General features: G+C 67.2%; 13 protein-coding genes. 3 read left to right on the top strand and 10 right to left on the bottom strand.

What is annotated here, in order from left to right; all coding sequences use genetic code 11:
- Positions 1–240: 240 nt before the first annotated feature.
- On the bottom strand, positions 241–3,036 hold the full coding sequence (glnE, locus tag ACT6SE_RS00855; protein ID WP_046428257.1) for a bifunctional [glutamate--ammonia ligase]-adenylyl-L-tyrosine phosphorylase/[glutamate--ammonia-ligase] adenylyltransferase: 2,796 nt from the start codon (positions 3,034–3,036) through the stop codon (positions 241–243).
- Between the two features lie 386 nt (positions 3,037–3,422).
- On the opposite strand from glnE, the gene ACT6SE_RS00850 reads away from it, so the two are divergent.
- The gene (locus ACT6SE_RS00850) at positions 3,423–4,937 is read left to right on the top strand and encodes an acetyl-CoA hydrolase/transferase family protein (protein WP_032960979.1); all 1,515 of its coding nucleotides are present in this window, start codon (positions 3,423–3,425) and stop codon (positions 4,935–4,937) included.
- Positions 4,938–5,012: 75 nt separating this feature from the next.
- Here the strand turns inward: ACT6SE_RS00850 and hglS are convergent, their stop codons facing one another.
- The 9 genes from hglS to ACT6SE_RS00805 all read right to left on the bottom strand — a co-directional run bounded on the left by hglS (position 5,013) and on the right by ACT6SE_RS00805 (position 15,873).
- Entirely contained in the window at positions 5,013–6,377 is a 1,365-nt protein-coding gene (gene hglS / locus ACT6SE_RS00845; RefSeq protein WP_014645724.1) for a 2-oxoadipate dioxygenase/decarboxylase HglS, read from the bottom strand.
- Between the two features lie 160 nt (positions 6,378–6,537).
- Positions 6,538–7,026, bottom strand: a complete 489-nt coding sequence (locus ACT6SE_RS00840) for a hypothetical protein (protein WP_032960973.1) — start codon at positions 7,024–7,026, stop codon at positions 6,538–6,540.
- A gap of 31 nt (positions 7,027–7,057) precedes the next feature.
- Positions 7,058–7,810: an HAD family hydrolase gene (locus tag ACT6SE_RS00835; protein ID WP_046428252.1), complete on the bottom strand. Its 753-nt coding sequence runs from the start codon at positions 7,808–7,810 to the stop codon at positions 7,058–7,060.
- Positions 7,811–7,905: 95 nt separating this feature from the next.
- Positions 7,906–8,316: an EF-hand domain-containing protein gene (locus ACT6SE_RS00830; protein WP_014035758.1), complete on the bottom strand. Its 411-nt coding sequence runs from the start codon at positions 8,314–8,316 to the stop codon at positions 7,906–7,908.
- Between the two features lie 232 nt (positions 8,317–8,548).
- Entirely contained in the window at positions 8,549–8,920 is a 372-nt protein-coding gene (locus ACT6SE_RS00825) for a hypothetical protein (protein WP_046428249.1), read from the bottom strand.
- Positions 8,921–9,129: 209 nt separating this feature from the next.
- Positions 9,130–9,843, bottom strand: a complete 714-nt coding sequence (locus ACT6SE_RS00820; RefSeq protein ID WP_046428247.1) for a M15 family metallopeptidase — start codon at positions 9,841–9,843, stop codon at positions 9,130–9,132.
- The gene (locus tag ACT6SE_RS00815) at positions 9,776–11,362 is read right to left on the bottom strand and encodes a serine hydrolase (RefSeq protein ID WP_046428246.1); all 1,587 of its coding nucleotides are present in this window, start codon (positions 11,360–11,362) and stop codon (positions 9,776–9,778) included. The genes ACT6SE_RS00820 and ACT6SE_RS00815 overlap by 68 nt, the downstream gene beginning before the upstream one ends.
- On the bottom strand, positions 11,350–14,349 hold the full coding sequence (locus tag ACT6SE_RS00810) for a TonB-dependent receptor (protein ID WP_046428244.1): 3,000 nt from the start codon (positions 14,347–14,349) through the stop codon (positions 11,350–11,352). The genes ACT6SE_RS00815 and ACT6SE_RS00810 overlap by 13 nt, the downstream gene beginning before the upstream one ends.
- Before the next feature lie 51 nt (positions 14,350–14,400).
- Entirely contained in the window at positions 14,401–15,873 is a 1,473-nt protein-coding gene (locus ACT6SE_RS00805) for a transglutaminase-like domain-containing protein (RefSeq protein ID WP_046428243.1), read from the bottom strand.
- A gap of 132 nt (positions 15,874–16,005) precedes the next feature.
- Between ACT6SE_RS00805 and ACT6SE_RS00800 the strand changes: the two genes are divergently transcribed.
- Positions 16,006–17,445, top strand: coding sequence for an SH3 domain-containing protein (locus ACT6SE_RS00800; RefSeq protein WP_046428241.1), 1,440 nt, complete (start codon positions 16,006–16,008; stop codon positions 17,443–17,445).
- The gene (locus ACT6SE_RS00795) at positions 17,442–18,536 is read left to right on the top strand and encodes a dipeptide epimerase (protein WP_014645715.1); all 1,095 of its coding nucleotides are present in this window, start codon (positions 17,442–17,444) and stop codon (positions 18,534–18,536) included. Before ACT6SE_RS00800 ends, ACT6SE_RS00795 begins: the two co-directional genes overlap by 4 nt.
- Positions 18,537–18,760: the final 224 nt, after the last annotated feature.

Genomic DNA, 18,760 nt, shown 5'->3' with positions numbered 1-18,760 from the left:
GGTAGTCGCCAACCTTGGTTGGCATTCATGCCAACCAAGGTTGGCATCTACCAACGGCGTGCCATCGAAGGGCCATTGATCCGGTGGGTGCCGACAGATTGTGCCGACCAACGGTCGGCACCCACCAGGAGCGGGCATCGCAGGGCCATTGATCCGGTAGTCGCCAACCTTGGTTGGCGCTTGGCATTCATGCCAACCAAGGTTGGCATCTACCAACGGCAGTCCTCCGCCATCCGGCACTCAGGCGAACGGCAGCTCTGCCGCTCTGCACGCCGCCGCAATCGCTGCACACGCCTCTTCAATCGCCGGCGTGGTCGGGGCCAGCCGCGGGCGGCGGTCCAGCGTGCAGGCCAGGCCCACGTCCAACAGCGTGGCGTGCGCGCCATGCAGCGCCTGCGCAGTGGCATCGGGCAGGAAACCAACACCAGCCAACGCATCGATCAACGACGGCGTATCGCGCGGCTGCAGCAACGCCACGTGCCGCGCACTGCGCGCCAGCACGCCGGTCTGCAGCAGGAATTCCAGGTCCACCACGCCACCCGCACCCTGCTTCAGATCCAGCCGTGCGGCGTCGCTGCGGTCCAGTTCGGTGCGCATGCGCCCACGCATCTTCAGCACGTCGGCATACAGCACATCAATGTCGCGCTCACGCCCCAGCGTCTGTGCACGCACCTGCTCGAAATCGGCCAGCAGGCTGGCATCGCCGGCCACGCCACGCGCGCGCACCAGCGCCTGGTGTTCCCAGGTCCACGCACGTTCGCGCTGGTATTCGGTGTAACTGGCCAGCGAAGACACCAGCGAACCCTTGCCGCCATCCGGGCGCAGGCGCACGTCGATGTCGTACAGGCGGCCGGCGGCGGTGACCGCACCGAGCAGCGCCATCACCTTCTGCGCCAGCCGCGCATACCAGCGCCCCGGCTCCAGCGGCCGCGCGCCGTCGCTGGCCTCCACGCCGGCCGGGTTGTCGTGCAGGAATACCAGGTCCAGGTCGGAACCGAAGCCCAGTTCAAGCCCCCCGAGGCTGCCGTAGCCGATGATCGCGAAACGTCCACCGGGAATCGCGCCGTGCGCGGCGCGCATGTCCGCCTCGGCCATTGCCAGCACAGTGACCACCACCGCCTGCGCCAGTTCCGCCAGCTGCCGCGTGCTGTCCACCGCGCCCTGGCGACCGTCCAGCGTGGCCATCGCCATGCGGAAACTGAGCGCCAGCCGCGTCTCGTTGAGCCAGCGCAGTGCCGATTCGGGATCTTCCACCGCCAGCACCTGCTGGCACTCGGCCAGCATGCCGGCGGCATCGGGCATCGGTCCGGACACGCGCACGTCCAGCAGTTCGTCCAGCAACAGCGGGTACGCGGCGAGCCGCTCGGCCAGCAGCGCGCTGCGCGCCAGCACATCGACCAGACGCGCCAACGCGCTCGGTTGTTCGTCCAGCAGCGCCAGATAGCTGGTCCGGCGCAGCACCGCCTGCAGCAGGCCAAGCACGCGCTTGAGCGCGGCATCGGGCTGCGGCGAACGCGTGGCCGCATGCAGCAGCGCCGGCAGTACGCGATCCAGCCGTGCACGCGCGGCGTCGGACAATGACTTCACGCCGGTGCCCTGGGCGAAATCGCGCAGCGACTGATCGGCGCCATTGGCATCGAGGAAACCGGCTTCGGCCAGCAACGGCGCGTTGCTGCCCTCGGGCAGGCTGCGCCAGTAGTTGGCCAGCGCGTCGGGCGCGGCCTGGCCCTTGCGCGGGGCCAGCAGCGCGGCGAATTCGGTGCTGACCCGCTGCTGCTGTTCGGCCAGTGCCGCGCGCAGTACCTCCCAATCCGGGTAGCCGAGGCCGATGGCGATGCGCGCGCGGTCCAGCGCGTCGCTGGGCAGCACGTGGGTCTGCGCGTCGCGCAGCATCTGCAGGCGGTTCTCCAACCGGCGCAGGAACAGGTAGGCCTCGCGCAGCGCAGCGCCATCGTCGGGCGCAATCTGTCCGGCGGCCACCAGCGCGTCCAGTGCCACCAGCAGGCGGCGCTCGCGCAGCGCGGGCTCGCGGCCACCGCGGATCAGCTGCAGCGCCTGGCACAGGAACTCGATTTCGCGGATGCCACCGGCGCCGCGCTTGATGTCTTCGTGCAGCTCGCGGCGCGCGACTTCGGCGGTGATCGCCGCCTTCATCTCACGCAGGCCGTCGAGCGCGGTGAAATCCAGGTAGCGGCGGTATACGAATGGGCGCAGGGTCTGCAACCACGCTTCGCCGGCGTCGATATCGCCGGCCACCGCGCGCGCCTTCAGCCACGCATAGCGCTCCCAGTCGCGGCCTTCGCGCTGGAAGTACTGATCCATCGCCGCGAACGACAGCGCGACGCGACCGGCGCTGCCGAACGGGCGCAGGCGCAGGTCGACGCGGTGGCTGAAGCCATCGACCGTGGTTTCGTCCAGCAGCTTGGCCAGGCGCTGGCCGAGGCGGGCGAAATACTCCTCGGCGGCCAGCGCGCGCGGACCGTCGGATTCGCCGCCCTGCGGGTACGCATAGACCAGGTCGATATCGGAACTGAAGTTGAGCTCGCCACCGCCGAGCTTGCCCAGGCCGAATACCACCAGCTGTTGGGGGACGCCTGCGCCATCACGAACCACGCCGTGCCGCTGTGCGAATTCCTGCTGCAGGGCGTCCAGCGCCAGCCGCAGGCAATCCTCGGCCAGGGTGGTGGCGCCGGCCAGGGTCTGCGCCACGTCGTCCAGCCCGGCCAGGTCACGCCAGATCAGCCGCGTGGACATCGCGGTGCGCCAGCGCCGCAGCTGTGCCGGCCAGTCGCTGGGTTGCAGCGGATCGAGCACCGGCGCCGGGATCGGCGGGCAGCCGGGCGCGGCCAGCTGCGCCAGCAGCGCCGGTTGCCGTACCAGGGTGTCCAGCGCGAAGTCGCTGGCCACCGCCAGCCGGGTCAGCAGCGGCAGCAGCTCGGCCGGAACGGGCTCGGGCAGGACCTGGGCCAGGCGCGCCAGGGCGCGGTCGACAAGAGGCTGCAGGGAGGCGGGCAGGTCAGCGGGGGCGAGGGTCATGCGCTGATTCTCGCGGGGTCGGATCCCTTTGCCAACGGCGAAGGGCTCTGACCCTGAGGTGCCGCCGGTTGATGCCGCGGGTGGGGTCAGAGCCTTTTGCCCTTGGCAAAAGGATCCGACCCCAAAGGGGTGCCGCGCATTCATTCTGGGCGGCAGGCAATAAAAAAGCCCGCTTGCAGCGAACTGCCAGCGGGCTCTGCTCCCTCCCCCACGTCGGGATGCAGGGCCATCGTGCGGGCTGCGAAAGCACTTTGCACGCTGCACTGCAAAACAAAACCGGTGGGTATGGGTGACCCCGGTGGGGAAAAGCCATTCCACGAAGGTAGAACCCCCCGTACGGATGAGGATGGCCGATAATCGGGTTTCCCCCCAGAAACACTGTCGTCATGTCTGTTGATCGCATCGCCAACGCGCGTCTTCGTGACCGCGTGGTCTCCGCCGAGGCCGCAGCCGCGCTGATCCAGCCCGGTGAAACCGTGGCCATGAGCGGCTTCACCGGCTCCGGGTATCCCAAGGCCGTTCCCGTCGAACTGGCCCGCCGCATCGAAGCGGTGCACGCCCAGGGCCAGCCCTTCCAGATCAAGCTGATGACCGGTGCCTCCACCGCGCCGGAACTCGATGGCGCGCTGGCCAAGGCCGATGGCATCGCCATGCGCATGCCGTTCCAGAGCGATCCGGATGCGCGCAACCGCATCAACGAGGGCAAGCTGGATTACATCGACATCCACCTCAGCCACGTCGCCCAGCACGTGTGGTTCGGCTTCTACGGCGAGATCGATACCGCCGTGATCGAAGTCTCGGCCATCCGCGAAGATGGCTCGCTGGTGCCCTCCACCTCGGTCGGCAACAACAAGACCTGGCTGGACCTGGCCAAGAAGGTGATCGTCGAGGTCAACGAATGGCAACCGGCCGGCGTCGACGGCATGCACGACATCTACTACGGCACCGCGCTGCCACCGCACCGCAAGCCGATTCCGCTGGTAAACGCCAACGACCGCATCGGCGACACCGCGCTGCGCTGCGACCCGGACAAGATCGTGGCCGTGGTGCGCACCAACGGCCCGGACCGCAACAGCCCGTTCAGCCCGATCGATGCGACCAGCGAACAGATCGCCTCGCACCTGATCGAGTTCCTCAAGCATGAGGTGAAGAAGGGCCGCCTGCCGCCGAACCTGCTGCCGCTGCAGTCGGGCGTGGGCAACATCCCCAACGCCGTGCTGGCCGGCCTGGCCAGGAGTGGTTTCCGCGACCTGGCCGCGTTCACCGAAGTGATCCAGGACGGCATGCTCGACCTGCTGCGCGATGGCGTGCTGAGCTACGCCTCGTGTACCGGCTTCGCGCTGAGCCCGCAGGCCAACGAGACGTTCAAGGAGAACATCGATTTCTACCGCGAGCGCATCATCATGCGCACGCAGGAGATCTCCAACCATCCGGAACTGGTGCGCCGCCTGGGCTGCATCGGCATGAACGGCATGATCGAGGTGGACATCTACGGCAACGTCAACTCGACGCACGTGATGGGCACGCGGATCATGAACGGCATTGGCGGTTCGGGTGACTTCGCCCGCAACGGTTTCCTGTCGGCGTTCCTGAGCCCGTCCACTGCCAAGAACGGCACCATCTCGGCGATCGTGCCGATGGCCAGCCATGTCGACCACACCGAGCACGACGTGTCGGTGATCGTCACCGAACAGGGCCTGGCCGACCTGCGTGGCCTGACCCCGCGCAAGCGCGCGCAGGTGCTGATCGACAACTGCGCGCACCCGGATTTCCGCCCGCAGCTGCAGGATTACTTCGACCGTGCCAGCCGCGAAAGCTACGGCAAGCACACCCCGCACCTGTTGCCCGAAGCACTGTCGTGGCACCAGCGCTGGCTGGATACGGGCACGATGAAGGGCTGACCCCAGGTCCGGACATCGGGTAGAGCCGGCCGCTGGCCGGCTTCCCCTACAGCCGGCCAGCGGCCGGCTCTACCTTCACGCGGTGCGCAGCGCCGCCAGCGACTCAGCCTGCAGCCGCTCGTAGATCTCGAACTCGTCATTCACCGCCACGCCCAGTGCCTGCTCGAAAGCCTCGCGGTTGGCGTGCGCGGCATACGCGCGCTGTTCTTCGCCGCCCAGGTTCGACTGGAAGATGCCCGCGGCACTGACCGGCAGGAAATCCTCGTAGACGATCGGATCGGCCGTGGCCAGGCCGGCGGCCACCAGCACTTCGGCAGGCAGATCGGCCACGCGTTCCGGCGCGGCGCGGCCGGCGTCGGTCAGCTGGTAGCGGTAGTAGCCCAATCCTTCCTGGCGCAGCGTGTCATGGTCATCCGGGAAGCTGGCGAACACCGCCTGCAGGCGCTGCCCGTAGTCGCCACCGGTACTGCCTTCGCCACCGGCATCGCGTGCCTGCGACAGCAGCTGGTCGTACAGCGCGCGGCCCTTCGGGGTGAGCGCAAGGCCGCGTTGTTCGATCTCGCCGAAGCGCGCGGTATGGGTGCCGGCATCGCCACCGTCCGCATCCGGGAAATGCACGGCCTCTTCCAGCGCCTTGAAGCTGGTCTGGCGCAGCAGGATCGGGCAGGCGCGGCGCGGCGGCCCTTCGATCACCGCCTTGGCCGCCATGCCGTGCTCGATCATTGCCGCCTGCGCCGCGTCGATGTCCAGCGTGCGCGGGGTCAGGTGGTTGATGTGCGGGCCACGGAAACTGACCACGTCGGCCACCAGGCGGTGCGCATTGTGCAGCGCGTGGTAGGTCGGCAGATCGACCGTGGCATCGCCGTGCCAGCGGAAGGTTTCCAGTGCTTCGTCGACGAAGCGCTCGGCGTCGGCCTGCGACAGGCCACCGTCACGCTCGGCCTGGTCGATCAGCGCCAGTGCGCCGTCGGTGAAGATGCGGCGGCGTGCCAGGATCTTCGCCGACTCGGCACGCAGGGTTTCGTCTTCGATCAGCTCCAGGCGCAGCAGCGAGGTGAACACGCGGAACGGATTCTGCGCCAGCGCGGCGCCGGTCAGCGGGCGGAACGCGGTGGAGTGCACCGGCACGCCGGCTACCGACAGGTCGTAGTAGCCGACCGGGTACATGCCCATCACCGCGAACAGGCGGCGCAGCGTCGCCAGCTCCTGCGCGGTGCCGACGCGGATCGCGCCATGGCGCTCTTCGTCCAGGCGCGCACGCTCGTCGTTGCGCTGCAGCTGCGCGGCCAGTGCCGGGTCCTGGGCAAGCACCTGCGCGTTGATCCGCTCCACCAGTTCCACCAGCGTGCCGTACAGCGGCACTTCGGTGCGGTACATGCGGGACATGGCCTGCGCGAACAGGCGGCGGATCACATCAGGCGAAACGAAAGAGGCGCTCATCAGTCACTCGATTACGGGAACGGGGAACAGCTCGGACCCGTATTGTCGCCGGAGCGCGCGGCGGCGGCGATACGCAGAGCAACATGGCCGGATAGTGCCGGCCGCTGGCCGGCAACCTCCTGATGCCTGTAAGGGTGCAGTTGCCGGCCAACGGCCGGCACTACCGCTTCAACTGGCGCTTCAGGGTGGCATCCAGGGTGATCGGCCGGTCCCAGTGCTGGTAGCTGGCCACGATGGCATGCCGCACAGCGCGGTAATGCAGGTTGTCCGGCTTGGCCGGCATGCGCTTCACCACCGCTTCCCAGCCGCCCTCCGGGTCCTGGCTGAAGGCGCGCACGCTGTCGCGGCAGGTCTGGCCGCTGGCCTTGGCCCAGAAGCAGGCGAAATAGATATCCCCGGCCTGCCAGCCATGGGTGGTGAACAGCGCATTGATGTAGCCGCGGGGGACATCGGCGTAGCGCGACACTTCATCGAGGAAGGCATCGGGGTAGCGTTCGGCGTAATGGTTGATGTCCTGCAACTGGGCATCGATCCAGCGGTCACCGGTTTCCACGGTGTACGCCGCCGAACGCTCGGCGGTCTGCTGGGCCGGCACGGTGGCCGGCACCAGCAGCAGGGACAACAACAGCGCGCGCAGTCGGACGTTCATGCCCCGATTCTGCCGCAGCTGCCGGGCCCTGTCAGGCCGCCGCAGCGGCCTTGGCCTCGATCGCCGCCAGTGCGGCCGGCCAGTCGTGGGCGGTATCGGCGGTGACCATGCGCGGTTCGTCGTCGGCCACGCCGTGCTGGGTCTCGTGGGCCCAGGTCACCGCGTACGGGGTATGCACGCCCCAGCCACCCAGGGTCACCACCGGCTCGATGTCCGAGCGCAGCGAGTTGCCGACCATCACGAAGCGCTGCATCGGCAGGTCGAATTCGGCCAGCACGCGGGCGTAGGTCTCCGGGTCCTTCTCGGAAACGATCTCGATGCGCGGGAACAGCTCGGCCAGGTTGGCGACCTTGATCTTCGCTTCTTGGTGGAACAGATCGCCCTTGGTGATCAGCACCACCGGGTAGTGCTCGGCGATGGCCGCCACCGCTTCGCGCACACCGTCGATCAGTTCCACCGGGTGGCGCAGGGTATCGTGGCCGATATCCAGAATGCGCTGGATGTCCTTGGCCTCGATGCGCTGGCCGGTGATGTCGATGGCCGCTTCGATCATCGACAGGGTCATGCTCTTCACGCCGTAGCCGAAGGTGCCCAGGTGGCGCTGCTGAACTTCCAGCAGGTGGCGCGCGGTCTGGGTGTCGTGCACGTCGACATAGCGCGACAGCAGGTCAAGGTAATCCTGCTCGGCCTTGCGGTAGTAGTCCTCGCTCTTCCACAGCGTGTCGTCACCGTCAAAACCGACCAGGCCGATGGCGCGCGGCGGCGCAGGCGTGGACGTGTTCATCGGCCAAGGATACAGGGGTGGCGATGACGAGAAATACCCGGGCGGCCGCAGCCGCCCGGGTCCCCATGCACCGGTCTTCCCGAATCAGGTCTGGATCAGCGGCCCTGCGCCGCGCCGGCACCCGCACCGGCCTGCTGCGCGGCCACGTAGGCCTTGTACTCGTCGGCGCTCAGCTCGCCGTCCTTGTTGGTATCGGCCTGGTCGAACACCTGGGCCAGGCCGGCGTTCACCTGCGCCTCGGTCTTGCTGATGGTGCCGTTGCCATCGGTATCGATGCTGGCCCAGGTCTGGCCACCACCGTTGGCCTGCGCCGAGGCCGCTGCGGCCGCATCGGTCGCCTGGTCAGCCGCCTGCCCGGCCTGTGCTGCCGCCTGCTGGGCCTGCGCCGCTTCATTCTGCGCATGTGCGGCCTGCTGCTTGGCCGACTGGGCCATCGCCGGAATGGCCAGCACGCTGCCGGCGGCGACGATCAGGGCGATCAGGGGCTTGCGGTTGCGAATAGTCATCAGGGGTGTCTCCTGCATATTGGGTGGTGTTGCGCGGCCTGTTGTTTCCGCACGGCACCTACCCTGCCACCGCGTTTCTGAATCGATTTGGGGCCGCGACCGGCCTCCACACGCACGATTAACCACTCGCATCCACGCATGCTTTAGCGCGCTGGTTAGCGAGGAGTGAGCAGCTCATAAGATGCGCATTCAGCGCCTCTGCATTTAACCGGCAGGCAACGAAAAACCTGCGTCAGTCGACGGTTTTTTCCAATGACCGCGAACTGAACAACACCCATCCCAAGGCGACACCGGCGAGCGCGCCGGCGATTTCCAGCACGACACGGCTGCCGAGCTCGTTCGGATCGTGGATGGTGGCCAGGAACAGGCGCGCGTACAGCGGCGACTCCAGTCGCACGATGCCCATGTAGAACAGCTTCCACGCATCGATGCCAGCGGAGGCCACCACCGAGATGACGCAGGACCAGCCGATCGCATGTCCCACCGACCAGTGCAGCAGCCGGCACAGCCGCGACCACACGAAGTACACCAGCAGCCCGACCAGCAGGGCGATGGCGCCGGCTTCCAGGGTGCCGAGCAGGCCGAAGTGCAGGGGAAGGTTCATCGGGTGGGCAGGGATGAAGAGGCGGCCAGTGTAAGGGATCTGCGCCGGACCCAATCGGCAGCCACAGTGGATCCACGCCATGCGTGGATGAATCTCCATCCAAATCGAATATCTCGACGATTGAACAAGGAGCAGCCGAGCATGGGCTCGGCTCTACAACGGACCACGCGGGAAACTGTCAGAGGCGGGGCGCAGCCCTGCCGATGCCCCTACCGTACCGGGACGTCGTACGCGGTGCCGGGATCCGGTTCGGGCTGCAGGGTGTAGTGCCACCACTCCTGCGGATAGTTGACGAAGCCCCGCCGCGCCATCGCGCGCACCAGCTGCTGGCGATTGGCCTGTTGCGCATCGCTCAATCCACTTGCCTGCGTATGCGCGCGTGGACCGAAGAAATCGAAGTCGGTGGCCATGTCCAGCGGCGTGCATGCACCGCTGCGGCAATCCAGCAGGCCCAGATCAACCGTGGCACCGCGGCTATGGCCGGAGCGCTCGGCGATGTAGCCGTCGGCCAGCAACCGTGGTTTGTCCAGGTCCGGGTACTGCTGTGCCTTGCGCGAGCGCTCGCGCGGATCGTTCACCCAGGCCATGAACGCCTGCACCGAACGCACCGGCCGGTAGCAGTCGTAGAGCCGCAGGCCGAAGCCATCGCCGCGCAGGTCCTGTTCCACCTGTGCCAGCGCCTTCGCCACCGGCGCCAGCAGATAACACGATGGCGCCTCGTAGCCGGGCACGCGCGCGCCGGTGAAGTTGTTGGCACCGGCGTAGCGGATATCCAGGTCGATGCGCGGCGACAACGTGCGGATCTCCACCAGTCCGGCGCTGGCCGCGTCGGTTGCCGGTGAAACGCGCGGTGGCTCAGCGGCGCGGGTGGTCGCCGCCAGCGCAGTCGCCAGCACGAGTGAAGTGCAGATCCTGGAAGTCATAGCTGAAGTCGATGTCCGGGTCGATGGCGCGCAGGTCCAGCGTCGGTGCCGGGCCTTCGCCCGGCTGCAACCACGCCTGCGCCTCGTCGCCCAGCGTATCCCAGCGCAGCAGCCAGCGCCCCTGCAGCTGCAGCACCGTGGCCTGCAGCCTGGGCGACTTGTCCACGCTGAAACGCAGGCCGTCCTTGCCCGGGCAAAGCGAGGCCGCGCCCAGCCACGGATCGCGGTAGCGGCCCTGCCAGCGGGACAGATCCGTACGGCTCGTCTCCTGCGCCGCCGCGGAGGATCGCCGCGAATGGCCGGTCGCGGCCCGCGTTGCCTGGTCAGCCTTCAGTTCGGCCAGGTAGTCCATTGCCGGGCGCGCATCGTCCGCTGCGGTGAAGCGCTTCAGCGCGGCCTGCATCAGGGCCGTGCGTGCGTCCTCGCCTTCGCCGTTGATCAGCATCACCACGCCCACCCGGCGATCAGGCAGCAGCGCCAGCGACGAGTACATGCCCGACAACGTGCCGGTGTGCGCCACCTTCCACTGGCCGTCCATGTCAGACACGCGCCAGCCATAGCCGTAGCCGTAGAAATGCGCATTGTCCCAGCGCCGCTGGCGCTCGCCCAGCGGCATCGGCATGTGCAGGGTCCACAGCGTGCGGCGCTGCTCCGTGTCCAGCCAGCCGGGCGCCAGGGTGGGATCGAGCAGCACCTGCATCCAGCGCGTCATGTCGCGCAACGAACAACGGATGCCGCCGGCCGCCATCGACGGCAGGTCCGGGCTGGTTCCACCATCGGCGTTCACCACTTCATTGCGTTCGCCACGCCAGGCATGCGGCTGCGCTACGTTGCCCACGCCTTTCACCGACCACGCCCCCACCTGGCAGCGCGTCATGCCCAGTGGTTCGAACACCTGCTCGCGCATCAGCTGGTCATACGGCTTGCCACCCGCTGCCGCCGCCACTTCGCCGGCCACCACATACATCAGGTTGTCGTAGGCGTAGTGACTGCGGAAGCTGCTGACCGGCTTGAGATGCGCCAATCCGGCGATGATGTCGGCACGGGTGAACGCGTTCGGTTCCGGCCACAGCATCAGGTCCCCGGCGCCCAGGCCCAGGCCGCTGTTGTGGATCAGCAGGTCGCGCACCTGCATCTGCTGGCCCACCCACGCATCGTGCATGCTGAAGCCCGGCAGATGCCGCTGTACCGGATCATCCCAGCGCAGCCTGCCCTGCTGCACCAGCCGCGCCAGCAGTGCAGCAGTCATCGCCTTGCTGTTGGAGGCGATCTTGAACAACGTGTCCTCGTCGATGCGGCCGCCATCGCCACGCGCGCCCTCGGCGTGGCGATAGACCACCTGCCCGTTGTCGACCACCGCCATCGCCAGCCCGGGCAGGTGCTCGAGCTGGACGACGGCAGCGACATCGGCATCGAGGGAGGCGGTCGCGGTGGTCTGTGCCACCGCAACCGGGAACACCGCCAGCGCCGCCGCGCAGACACAGTTTCGAGCCTGCCGTGCGGGCTTCAGTAGGCCCATGTCACGGTCAACTGCGCATAGCGCGGTGACTGGAAGCCGGTGCCGTAGCGGTACAGCGGGTTCGGCGTGCCGATGCTGTCCTGCGGCTCGTAGTCCTGGTCCACGGTCACCACGCGCTGCTGGTTGAGCACGTTGTACACCGCCAGCTTCAGGCGCAGATCGGTGGGAATCGGCACCTTGTACGAGACGCTCACGTCCAGGTCATAGGTCCAGGGCGTGCGGCCATCGCCACCGCGTGGCGAATGCACGAACACGCGCTGGGACGGAACCGTCGCCTGGCAGTTGGACACGCACACGTAGTAGCTGTGGAAGTCGGTGTCGTCGAACGGATTGCCGGCGCCGAAGCGGGTAATCGGGCTGCCCGACTGCACGCCCAGCGTAGCCGCCACACTGAGGTTCTCGGTCAGCGCGTAGCTGCCACGGAACTTGAACTGGTGGCGGCGATCATTGGCCAGGTAGCCATAGCCCCCGTAGTTCACCCACGGATTGTCGAAGTTCTCGGTGCGACCGGCATCGGCGAAGTCGGTATCGGAGTTGACCGGACCCTCGGCATTGCCGCGGCCATAGGCCAGCGTGTAGGACGCATTGAAGCCCCACTTGCCGTCCCAGGCGCGGTCGACCTGCAGTTCCAGCGCCTTGTAGTCACGCTTGGGCTTCACCCAGCCGCGCTGGCCGACATAATTGCCGTTGTCGTCATACAGCGCCCAACCTTCCTTCGAGGTGTCGATGCTGATCCAGCCATCGTTGCGGCCGTCGCAGTCGGTGTCACCCCACACGGTGTTGGTGCGCCCCGGGTTGCCCATGATCCACACGCCGTCGATGGCACCACACTGCCCGGTCGCGGTGATGTTCATGTCATCGATGGCATTGTGCAGGCGCCGGTAGGTCACGCTGGCGCCCACCGACCAGGCCTCGTTGATCATCTGCTGGAAGCCCAGGATCGCTTCATCCTGGTAGACCGGGTCCATGTCCCGGTTCACTTCCGCGCGCAGGTCCGGCACGCTGCCGTCGCCCTGCGAGTTGTCCACTGGGCCGATCTGCGCGCCCAGGTTGGGGATGTTGTTGGCTGCGCCGGTGTAGCCGAGGAACTCGTACCAGGTGCGCTCGTCGAGGAATCCACCGGCCTGCTTGATGTTGATGACGTTGGCCACCGGCAGGAAGTATCGGCCCAGGTTGCCGAACACCTTGGTCGTGCCATCGCCGCGCACGTCCCAGGAGAAGCCCAGGCGCGGGGCCAGCATGTCGTCGATCTTGATGTAGCTGCTGCCGTCGCCGCCCTTGTTGTCGAAGGCTTCCAGGCGCAGGCCCATGTTCAGCAGCAGATTCGGCGTCACCTGCCAGTTGTCTTCCAGGTAGTAGGCCGAGTTGATCGTCTCGAAGGCCCCGTCCACTTCATAGCGACGGGTGCGCACGACCACGCCGCTGGCCGGCACCACGCCACCGTTCAGCGAGCTGCCGGGAGTGCGGTAGTAGATGTCGTAGCGGAAGCCGCCCGGGCCCGGATAGGCGCGGCTGTAATCGGAGGTGTTCTCTTCCCGATCCAGGCCGAACCGCAGCAGGTGGTTGCCCAACGTCCATTCGAAGTCCGCGCGCGCGGCCTTGCGCGTGTCCAGCGCCGACTCCAGCTGCGAGCTGCTGGTGCAGCTGCGGTCGCCCTGCAGTGACGGCGGCACGCCCTGGCCGGCCGTGCGGTTGTCGAACACGCGGTTGCAGTTCTGGTCCATCAACGAGCTCTGCACACGGTTGCGCTTGTTCTCGCCGTACATCAGCTTCATGGTCAGGTCGTTGTTGACCTGCCAGCTGTAGGTACCGGACCAGTTCTTGCCACCCACCGTGTTGTAGATCTGGTTGCTGCGCTCGCCCACGGTCTGCCCCGTGGCGTAGTCGTAAGCGTAGACGTCGGTGAGGGTCTTGCTCTTGTCCGAGAAGCCGAACAGCGACAGCATCTGGTTGTCGGTGATCTGCCAATCGATCTTGCCGCCCCAGAACGGATCATCGGCCTTGCCCTGGCTCAGGCGCGTGCCGGCATCATTGGTCGAGGCGGGACGGTAGTCGCGCGCCTCGTACATGCCGAAGAAGAACAGGCGGTCCTGCACCAGCGCACCGGAAGCGAACACATTCAGCGCGCTGCGGCTGTAGTCGTCGCGGCTGGCGGTGATGTAGCGGCTGCCGCTGCCGTCGTAGCGGTCGCGTGCCTGCGACTGCCACGCGCGCGGCTCGAACACCAGCTCGGCACCGGCCTTGAAATCGTTGCTGCCCGAGCGGGTCACCGCATTGATGACGCCGCCGGTGCTGCGCCCGAACTCCACCGAGTAGCCGCCCGTCTTGACCTGGAATTCCTGGTAGAACGAGAACGGCACCGACGAGAAGCCGACCCGGTTGTAGAAGTCGGTGACGTTCAGGCCATTGATGTAGACGGTGTTCTCGGCCACCGACGAACCGCCGAAGGAAATGCCCTGCCCGCCCAGCGACCCCTTGCCCTTCACCGCGCCCGGCGCGAGCAGCGCCACCGCGGTGATGTCACGGTCCACTGGCAGGCGCGACAGTTCCTCGCGGGTGATGTTGGTGGCCGACTCGGTGGACTTCACATCCACCATCGACACCACCTGCGGCGCCCGCACTTCGACCGTGCCCAAGGTACTGACCGCACCCAGCGGCACGTTCACCGTGGTCGCGCTGCCGAGACTGACCGTCACCTGGCCGACACGGCTGGCGCCTCCACCCGGCAGGCTCACCTCCATGTCATAGGTGCCGACCGGCAGCAGCGGAATGCGGTAGCTGCCGTTGGCTTCGGCCTGCACGGAGCGCACGAAGCCCGTTGCCGGGTTGCGTACGGTCACCGTGGCACCGGCCGGTACCTGGCCGGCATCGCTGACCAGCCGGCCGACCACTGAACCATCCTGTGCGAATGCGCTGGGCGCGATCACGCCCAGACACGCCCCGAGAGCGACGCACAACGCCGCCCGCTTGATGCTGTAAGCCTTCATCCCCTGCTCTCTCCTGCAAGAATTGAATGGTGTGGAATGCGATGTGTCGCGCTAGCGTTGCCTGGCTGGCAGTACCCGCCACTGGAAGTCGTAGCTCCATTGGTCGAAGTACAGGTTGCCGCCTGCCCACTCGGCCTCGCCGCGCTGCGAGTCGACCGTTTCCGAGCGGAAGTGCTGCTTGGCCGGCACGAGGGGCTGGCCGAAATCATCGTTGAAGGCGATGCGGTAGCCATCGAGGCCACCCAGGTAGAAGTTGCGCAGGGCCGGCACATCGCTGGCCAGTGCGCCGGTGGTCACGTCCATCGGCAGCCAGCCATACGGCGCCAGGTAGACCTGTCCCCAGTCATGCAGGTTGTTGTAGCCACTGCCATCGTCGGAGAACACCATGCCCGACTGCCAGCGCGCGGGAATGCCATTCAGGCGCAGCAGCGCGATCAGCAGCAGGGTCTGCTGCCCGCAATCGGAATGGCCGGAACGCAGCGCGTAATCGCTGATGTTGCTGAGCGTGGAATATTCGCGCGCACCGGCCCAGGGAATACGGTCGACCGCAGCAAACAGCTTGCGCACCACTTCATATGGGCGCGTCTCGCCCTGCAGCACCTGGTCGGAGAACAGCTTCAACGCAGGGGTGAAGCGCACATGCGGCAGCTGCTCGGCCAGATACGGCTTCAACGCCGTATCGGCCGGGGTCGGTTGCACCACGGCCGGGTCGATCGCGGTGTGCCGGGCGAAGATCGTGACCGCGTAGCGGATCTCGAAGCGGGTCGGCTGCCCGGCCACCGCTTTGGCCTCCAGATAGGCCGTGCGTTGCAAGGTGCTGGCCGGTGCCACCCGCGCCTTGCCTGGGCTGCTGCCCAGCCACTGCACCTGCTCCTGCTGGCCGGGGATCTCGCGTGGGTACGGAATCCAGGCACGCACGGTTTCGCCGGCCGGCACGGCATCGGCCTTCACCGTGAGCGATTGGGTGAATTCGATACGCTGCGGCAGCACCGACGCCCGGCCACTCTGTTCGGCCGCGGCGACCACGCGCGTGTGGTGCGCGTTGAGCACTTCGTTGGGCCCTGGAGGCGGCATCGGTGCATCCGCACGGCGGCGTGCGCGTGCCTCGTCGCTGAGCAGGAACAGGTTCGACGGTGCGCGCTTGAAGTACCAACGCTCGCCATCGATATCGAGATGCTCGATCAGGCCAAGCTGGTCCCAGCGCGCGAATTCCTCGTCGGTCAGGTCGGGAATCCAGCGGCGCACGGCAGACTTGGCGGCGGTTTCGTCGAGGGAAAGATCCAGGCGGATGCGGCGCATGCGCTCACGCTGGAACGCGCCTTCGGCAGCATCGCTCCCTGTCGCCAGCAACGCATCGGCGTCGCTGAAGCGGCCGCCGTCGATCAGGTCGATCACCTGCGCCTGGCGCGCACGCTGCTGGCTGCTGCGCCCGTCTGCCGCCTGCGTGACCGACACCCACAGCAGCAGCGCGGCACACAGGCCGGCAGCAGCAGGCAGACGCGGTTTGCGAATGGCAGGATCCACAGCGACACTTCCCCAGCGCGGGTGGTAACGGCTGTGTAACACGGGCCGGGATGCCGGTCAATAATTTATTCTTGCTTTCGATGCCGAAAGGAATAAATATTCCACAAGGCATTCGAGGAGGGTGTGCACCGCATGAGCCTGGCTTCCCGCGAACGGCACCGGCATTGGCCGCGCCGCTTGACCCTGGCCCTGTGCCTGCTGGCCGCACCGGCCTTTGCACAGGCCGCCCCGGCGCCCGATCCCGGCGCACCGCTGCCCTATGTGATCGGCCTGCACGAGGCCTACCTGACGCCGCAGTACTGGGCGGCGCGTCTGGACAACGCCGATGCGCCGATCCTGGATCGCGCGCAGATCGAGGCGCAGAACGCACGGATGCGGGCGCAGGACAGCCATATCCGCGACATCGCGGCGCTGCCAGCCCAGCTTGATGCGGCGACGGTGCGTGCCAGCATCACCGCGCTGTCGAGCTGGCCCACGCGCACCCTCTACAGCGACAAGGGCACGCCCATCGCGCCGGCCCTGCGCAGCGCGATCGAAGCCAACCTCGGCCTTGATGCGATTCCCGCCCAGGTGGCACCGGCCTACGGGCTGGTGGTGAAGCGTGCCGCACTGCGCACCTTCCCCACCCGCGAGCGCGTCTTCAGCACCGTCGGTGACACCGACATCGACCGCTTCCAGGAATCGGCACTGTTCCCCGGCGACAAGGTCGCCGCGGTCCACCGCAGTGCCGACGGACGCTGGCTGTTCGTGCACAGCGAGCGCTACAGCGCGTGGATCGAAGCCGACGCCATCGCCAGCGGCGACAAGGCCACGGTGCTCGGCTACGGCGCGAAGGGGCCCTACCGGATCATCACCGGTGCCACCGCGCAGACCGCCTACACCCCGGAAGAACCGCGTGTCTCGCGCCTGCAGCTGGACATGGGCGTGCGCCTGCCGGTGCTGGCCGACTGGCCCGCGTCAGAACCGGTGAACGGCCAGCAGGCGCACGCATCGTGGGTGGTGCAGCTGCCGGTACGCGAGACAGATGGTCGCCTGAAACTGGTACCGGCCCTGCTGCCGCGCTCGCAGGACACCGCCGCCGACTACCTGGCCCTGACCCCGCGCCTGTTGCTGCAGCAGGCCTTCAAGTTCCTCGGCGAGCGCTACGGTTGGGGCCACGACTACGACACCCGCGACTGCAGCGGTTTCGTCTCCGAGATCTACCGCAGCTTCGGCGTGCTGCTGCCACGCAATACCAGTGCACAGGCGGTCAGCCCGGCGCTGGATCGCCTGCCGTTCACCGGCAAGGACGGCAAGGCACTGCGCGACCGTGCCGTCACCGACCTGAAGGTCGGCGATCTGGTCTACATCCCCGGCCACGTGATGATGGCCATCGGCCACGTCGACGGCCGTACGTGGGTGATCCACGATACGGCGGGCGGCAGCTGGTTCGGTGCCGACGGCACGCGCGTGCAGGCCCATCTCAATGGTGTTTCGGTCACGCCGCTGGAGCCGATGATGGCCAGCGATACCGTCCGCTACATCGACCGCATCACTAACATCCAGCGCCTGCGGGCCAAGACTCCTGAATGAAGATCACCGCCATCGAACTGGGCATGCTGCGCGTGCCGTTGAAGACACCGTTCAAGACCGCCCTGCGCACGGTGGAAACCGTGGAAGACGTGGTCGTGCTGATCCGCACCGACACCGGCAACACCGGCTATGGTGAAGCCCCGGCCACCGCCGTGATCACCGGCGATACGCACGGCTCGATCATCGAAGCGATCCGCCACTTCATCGCCCCGCGCCTGATCGGCCAGGACGTGGTCAACCTCAACCACCTGTGCACGCTGGTGCAGACCGCGATGGAGCGCAACACCAGCGCCAAGGCGGCGGTGGAGATCGCGCTGTACGACCTGTGGGCGCAGCTGCACGGCGCCCCGCTGTACCAGATGCTCGGTGGTGGCGACCCGGTGATCACCACCGACATCACCATCAGCGTGGACTACATCGACAAGATGGTGGCCGACTCGCTGTCGGCGATCGAACGCGGCTTCGAGTCGTTGAAGATCAAGGTCGGCAAGGACATCGGCCTGGACATCGAACGGGTCAAGGCGATCCATGCCGCCGTGGAAGGCCGCGCCCTGCTGCGCCTGGACGCCAACCAGGGCTGGACCGCCAAGCAGGCAGTGCATGCGATGCGTACCCTGGAAGACGCCGGCGTGGTGCTTGAACTGCTGGAGCAGCCGGTGAAAGCGGCCGACATCAGCGGCCTGAAGTACGTCACCGACCGCGTCAACACGCCGGTGATGGCCGACGAGAGCGTGTTCAGCCCGAGCCAGGTGATGGACCTGATCCAGCAGCGCGCGGCCGACATCATCAACATCAAGCTGATGAAGACCGGCGGCCTGTCCAACGCGATCCGCATCGCCGACATTGCCGGCATCTACGGCGTGCCGTGCATGATCGGCTGCATGATCGAATCGAGCATCAGCGTGGCCGCCGCCGTGCACCTGGCCGTGGCCAAGAGCGATGTGATCACCAAGGTCGATCTGGACGGCCCCTCGCTGGGCCAGTTCGATCCGGTCAGCGGCGGCGTGCATTTCAACGAATCGGAGATCAGCATCAGCGACGTGCCGGGGCTGGGCATCACCGAAGTGCGCGGGCTGGAGATGCTGGGTTGATTTCTGCCTTGCGGCTGACGTTGCGTGCCACTGACGTTGGGTCGCGCGTTACTTTTCTTTTCGCGAAAAGAAAAGTAACCAAAAGAAACGCTCCGCCGGCCGCGAGCCGGTGCTACGCACCGGTTCCCTGCGCTCCTCGGCCCGTCGAGGGACGGCGCGGGAACTCGCTGCGCTCAGACACCCGCGCCTCTTCGCCCTCGCCGGACCTGCGGTGCTCGGCTCGC

It is taken from the genome of Stenotrophomonas sp. LC732 (assembly GCF_052446685.1).
GTDB classification, from domain to species: domain Bacteria; phylum Pseudomonadota; class Gammaproteobacteria; order Xanthomonadales; family Xanthomonadaceae; genus Stenotrophomonas; species Stenotrophomonas muris.
Note: the sequence above shows the minus strand (reverse complement) of the source record. Positions and strands in the feature narration are given on the sequence as shown.

Coding starts and splice junctions, on each gene's coding strand:
- ACT6SE_RS00815 (WP_046428246.1), bottom strand. CDS start 11,362: ATGGGCCTACTGAAGCCCGCACGGCAGGCTCGAAACTGTGTCTGCGCG.
- ACT6SE_RS00825 (WP_046428249.1), bottom strand. CDS start 8,920: ATGAACCTTCCCCTGCACTTCGGCCTGCTCGGCACCCTGGAAGCCGGC.
- ACT6SE_RS00850 (WP_032960979.1), top strand. CDS start 3,423: ATGTCTGTTGATCGCATCGCCAACGCGCGTCTTCGTGACCGCGTGGTC.
- ACT6SE_RS00795 (WP_014645715.1), top strand. CDS start 17,442: ATGAAGATCACCGCCATCGAACTGGGCATGCTGCGCGTGCCGTTGAAG.
- ACT6SE_RS00840 (WP_032960973.1), bottom strand. CDS start 7,026: ATGAACGTCCGACTGCGCGCGCTGTTGTTGTCCCTGCTGCTGGTGCCG.
- glnE (WP_046428257.1), bottom strand. CDS start 3,036: ATGACCCTCGCCCCCGCTGACCTGCCCGCCTCCCTGCAGCCTCTTGTC.
- ACT6SE_RS00830 (WP_014035758.1), bottom strand. CDS start 8,316: ATGACTATTCGCAACCGCAAGCCCCTGATCGCCCTGATCGTCGCCGCC.
- ACT6SE_RS00835 (WP_046428252.1), bottom strand. CDS start 7,810: ATGAACACGTCCACGCCTGCGCCGCCGCGCGCCATCGGCCTGGTCGGT.
- hglS (WP_014645724.1), bottom strand. CDS start 6,377: ATGAGCGCCTCTTTCGTTTCGCCTGATGTGATCCGCCGCCTGTTCGCG.
- ACT6SE_RS00800 (WP_046428241.1), top strand. CDS start 16,006: ATGAGCCTGGCTTCCCGCGAACGGCACCGGCATTGGCCGCGCCGCTTG.
- ACT6SE_RS00810 (WP_046428244.1), bottom strand. CDS start 14,349: ATGAAGGCTTACAGCATCAAGCGGGCGGCGTTGTGCGTCGCTCTCGGG.
- ACT6SE_RS00820 (WP_046428247.1), bottom strand. CDS start 9,843: ATGACTTCCAGGATCTGCACTTCACTCGTGCTGGCGACTGCGCTGGCG.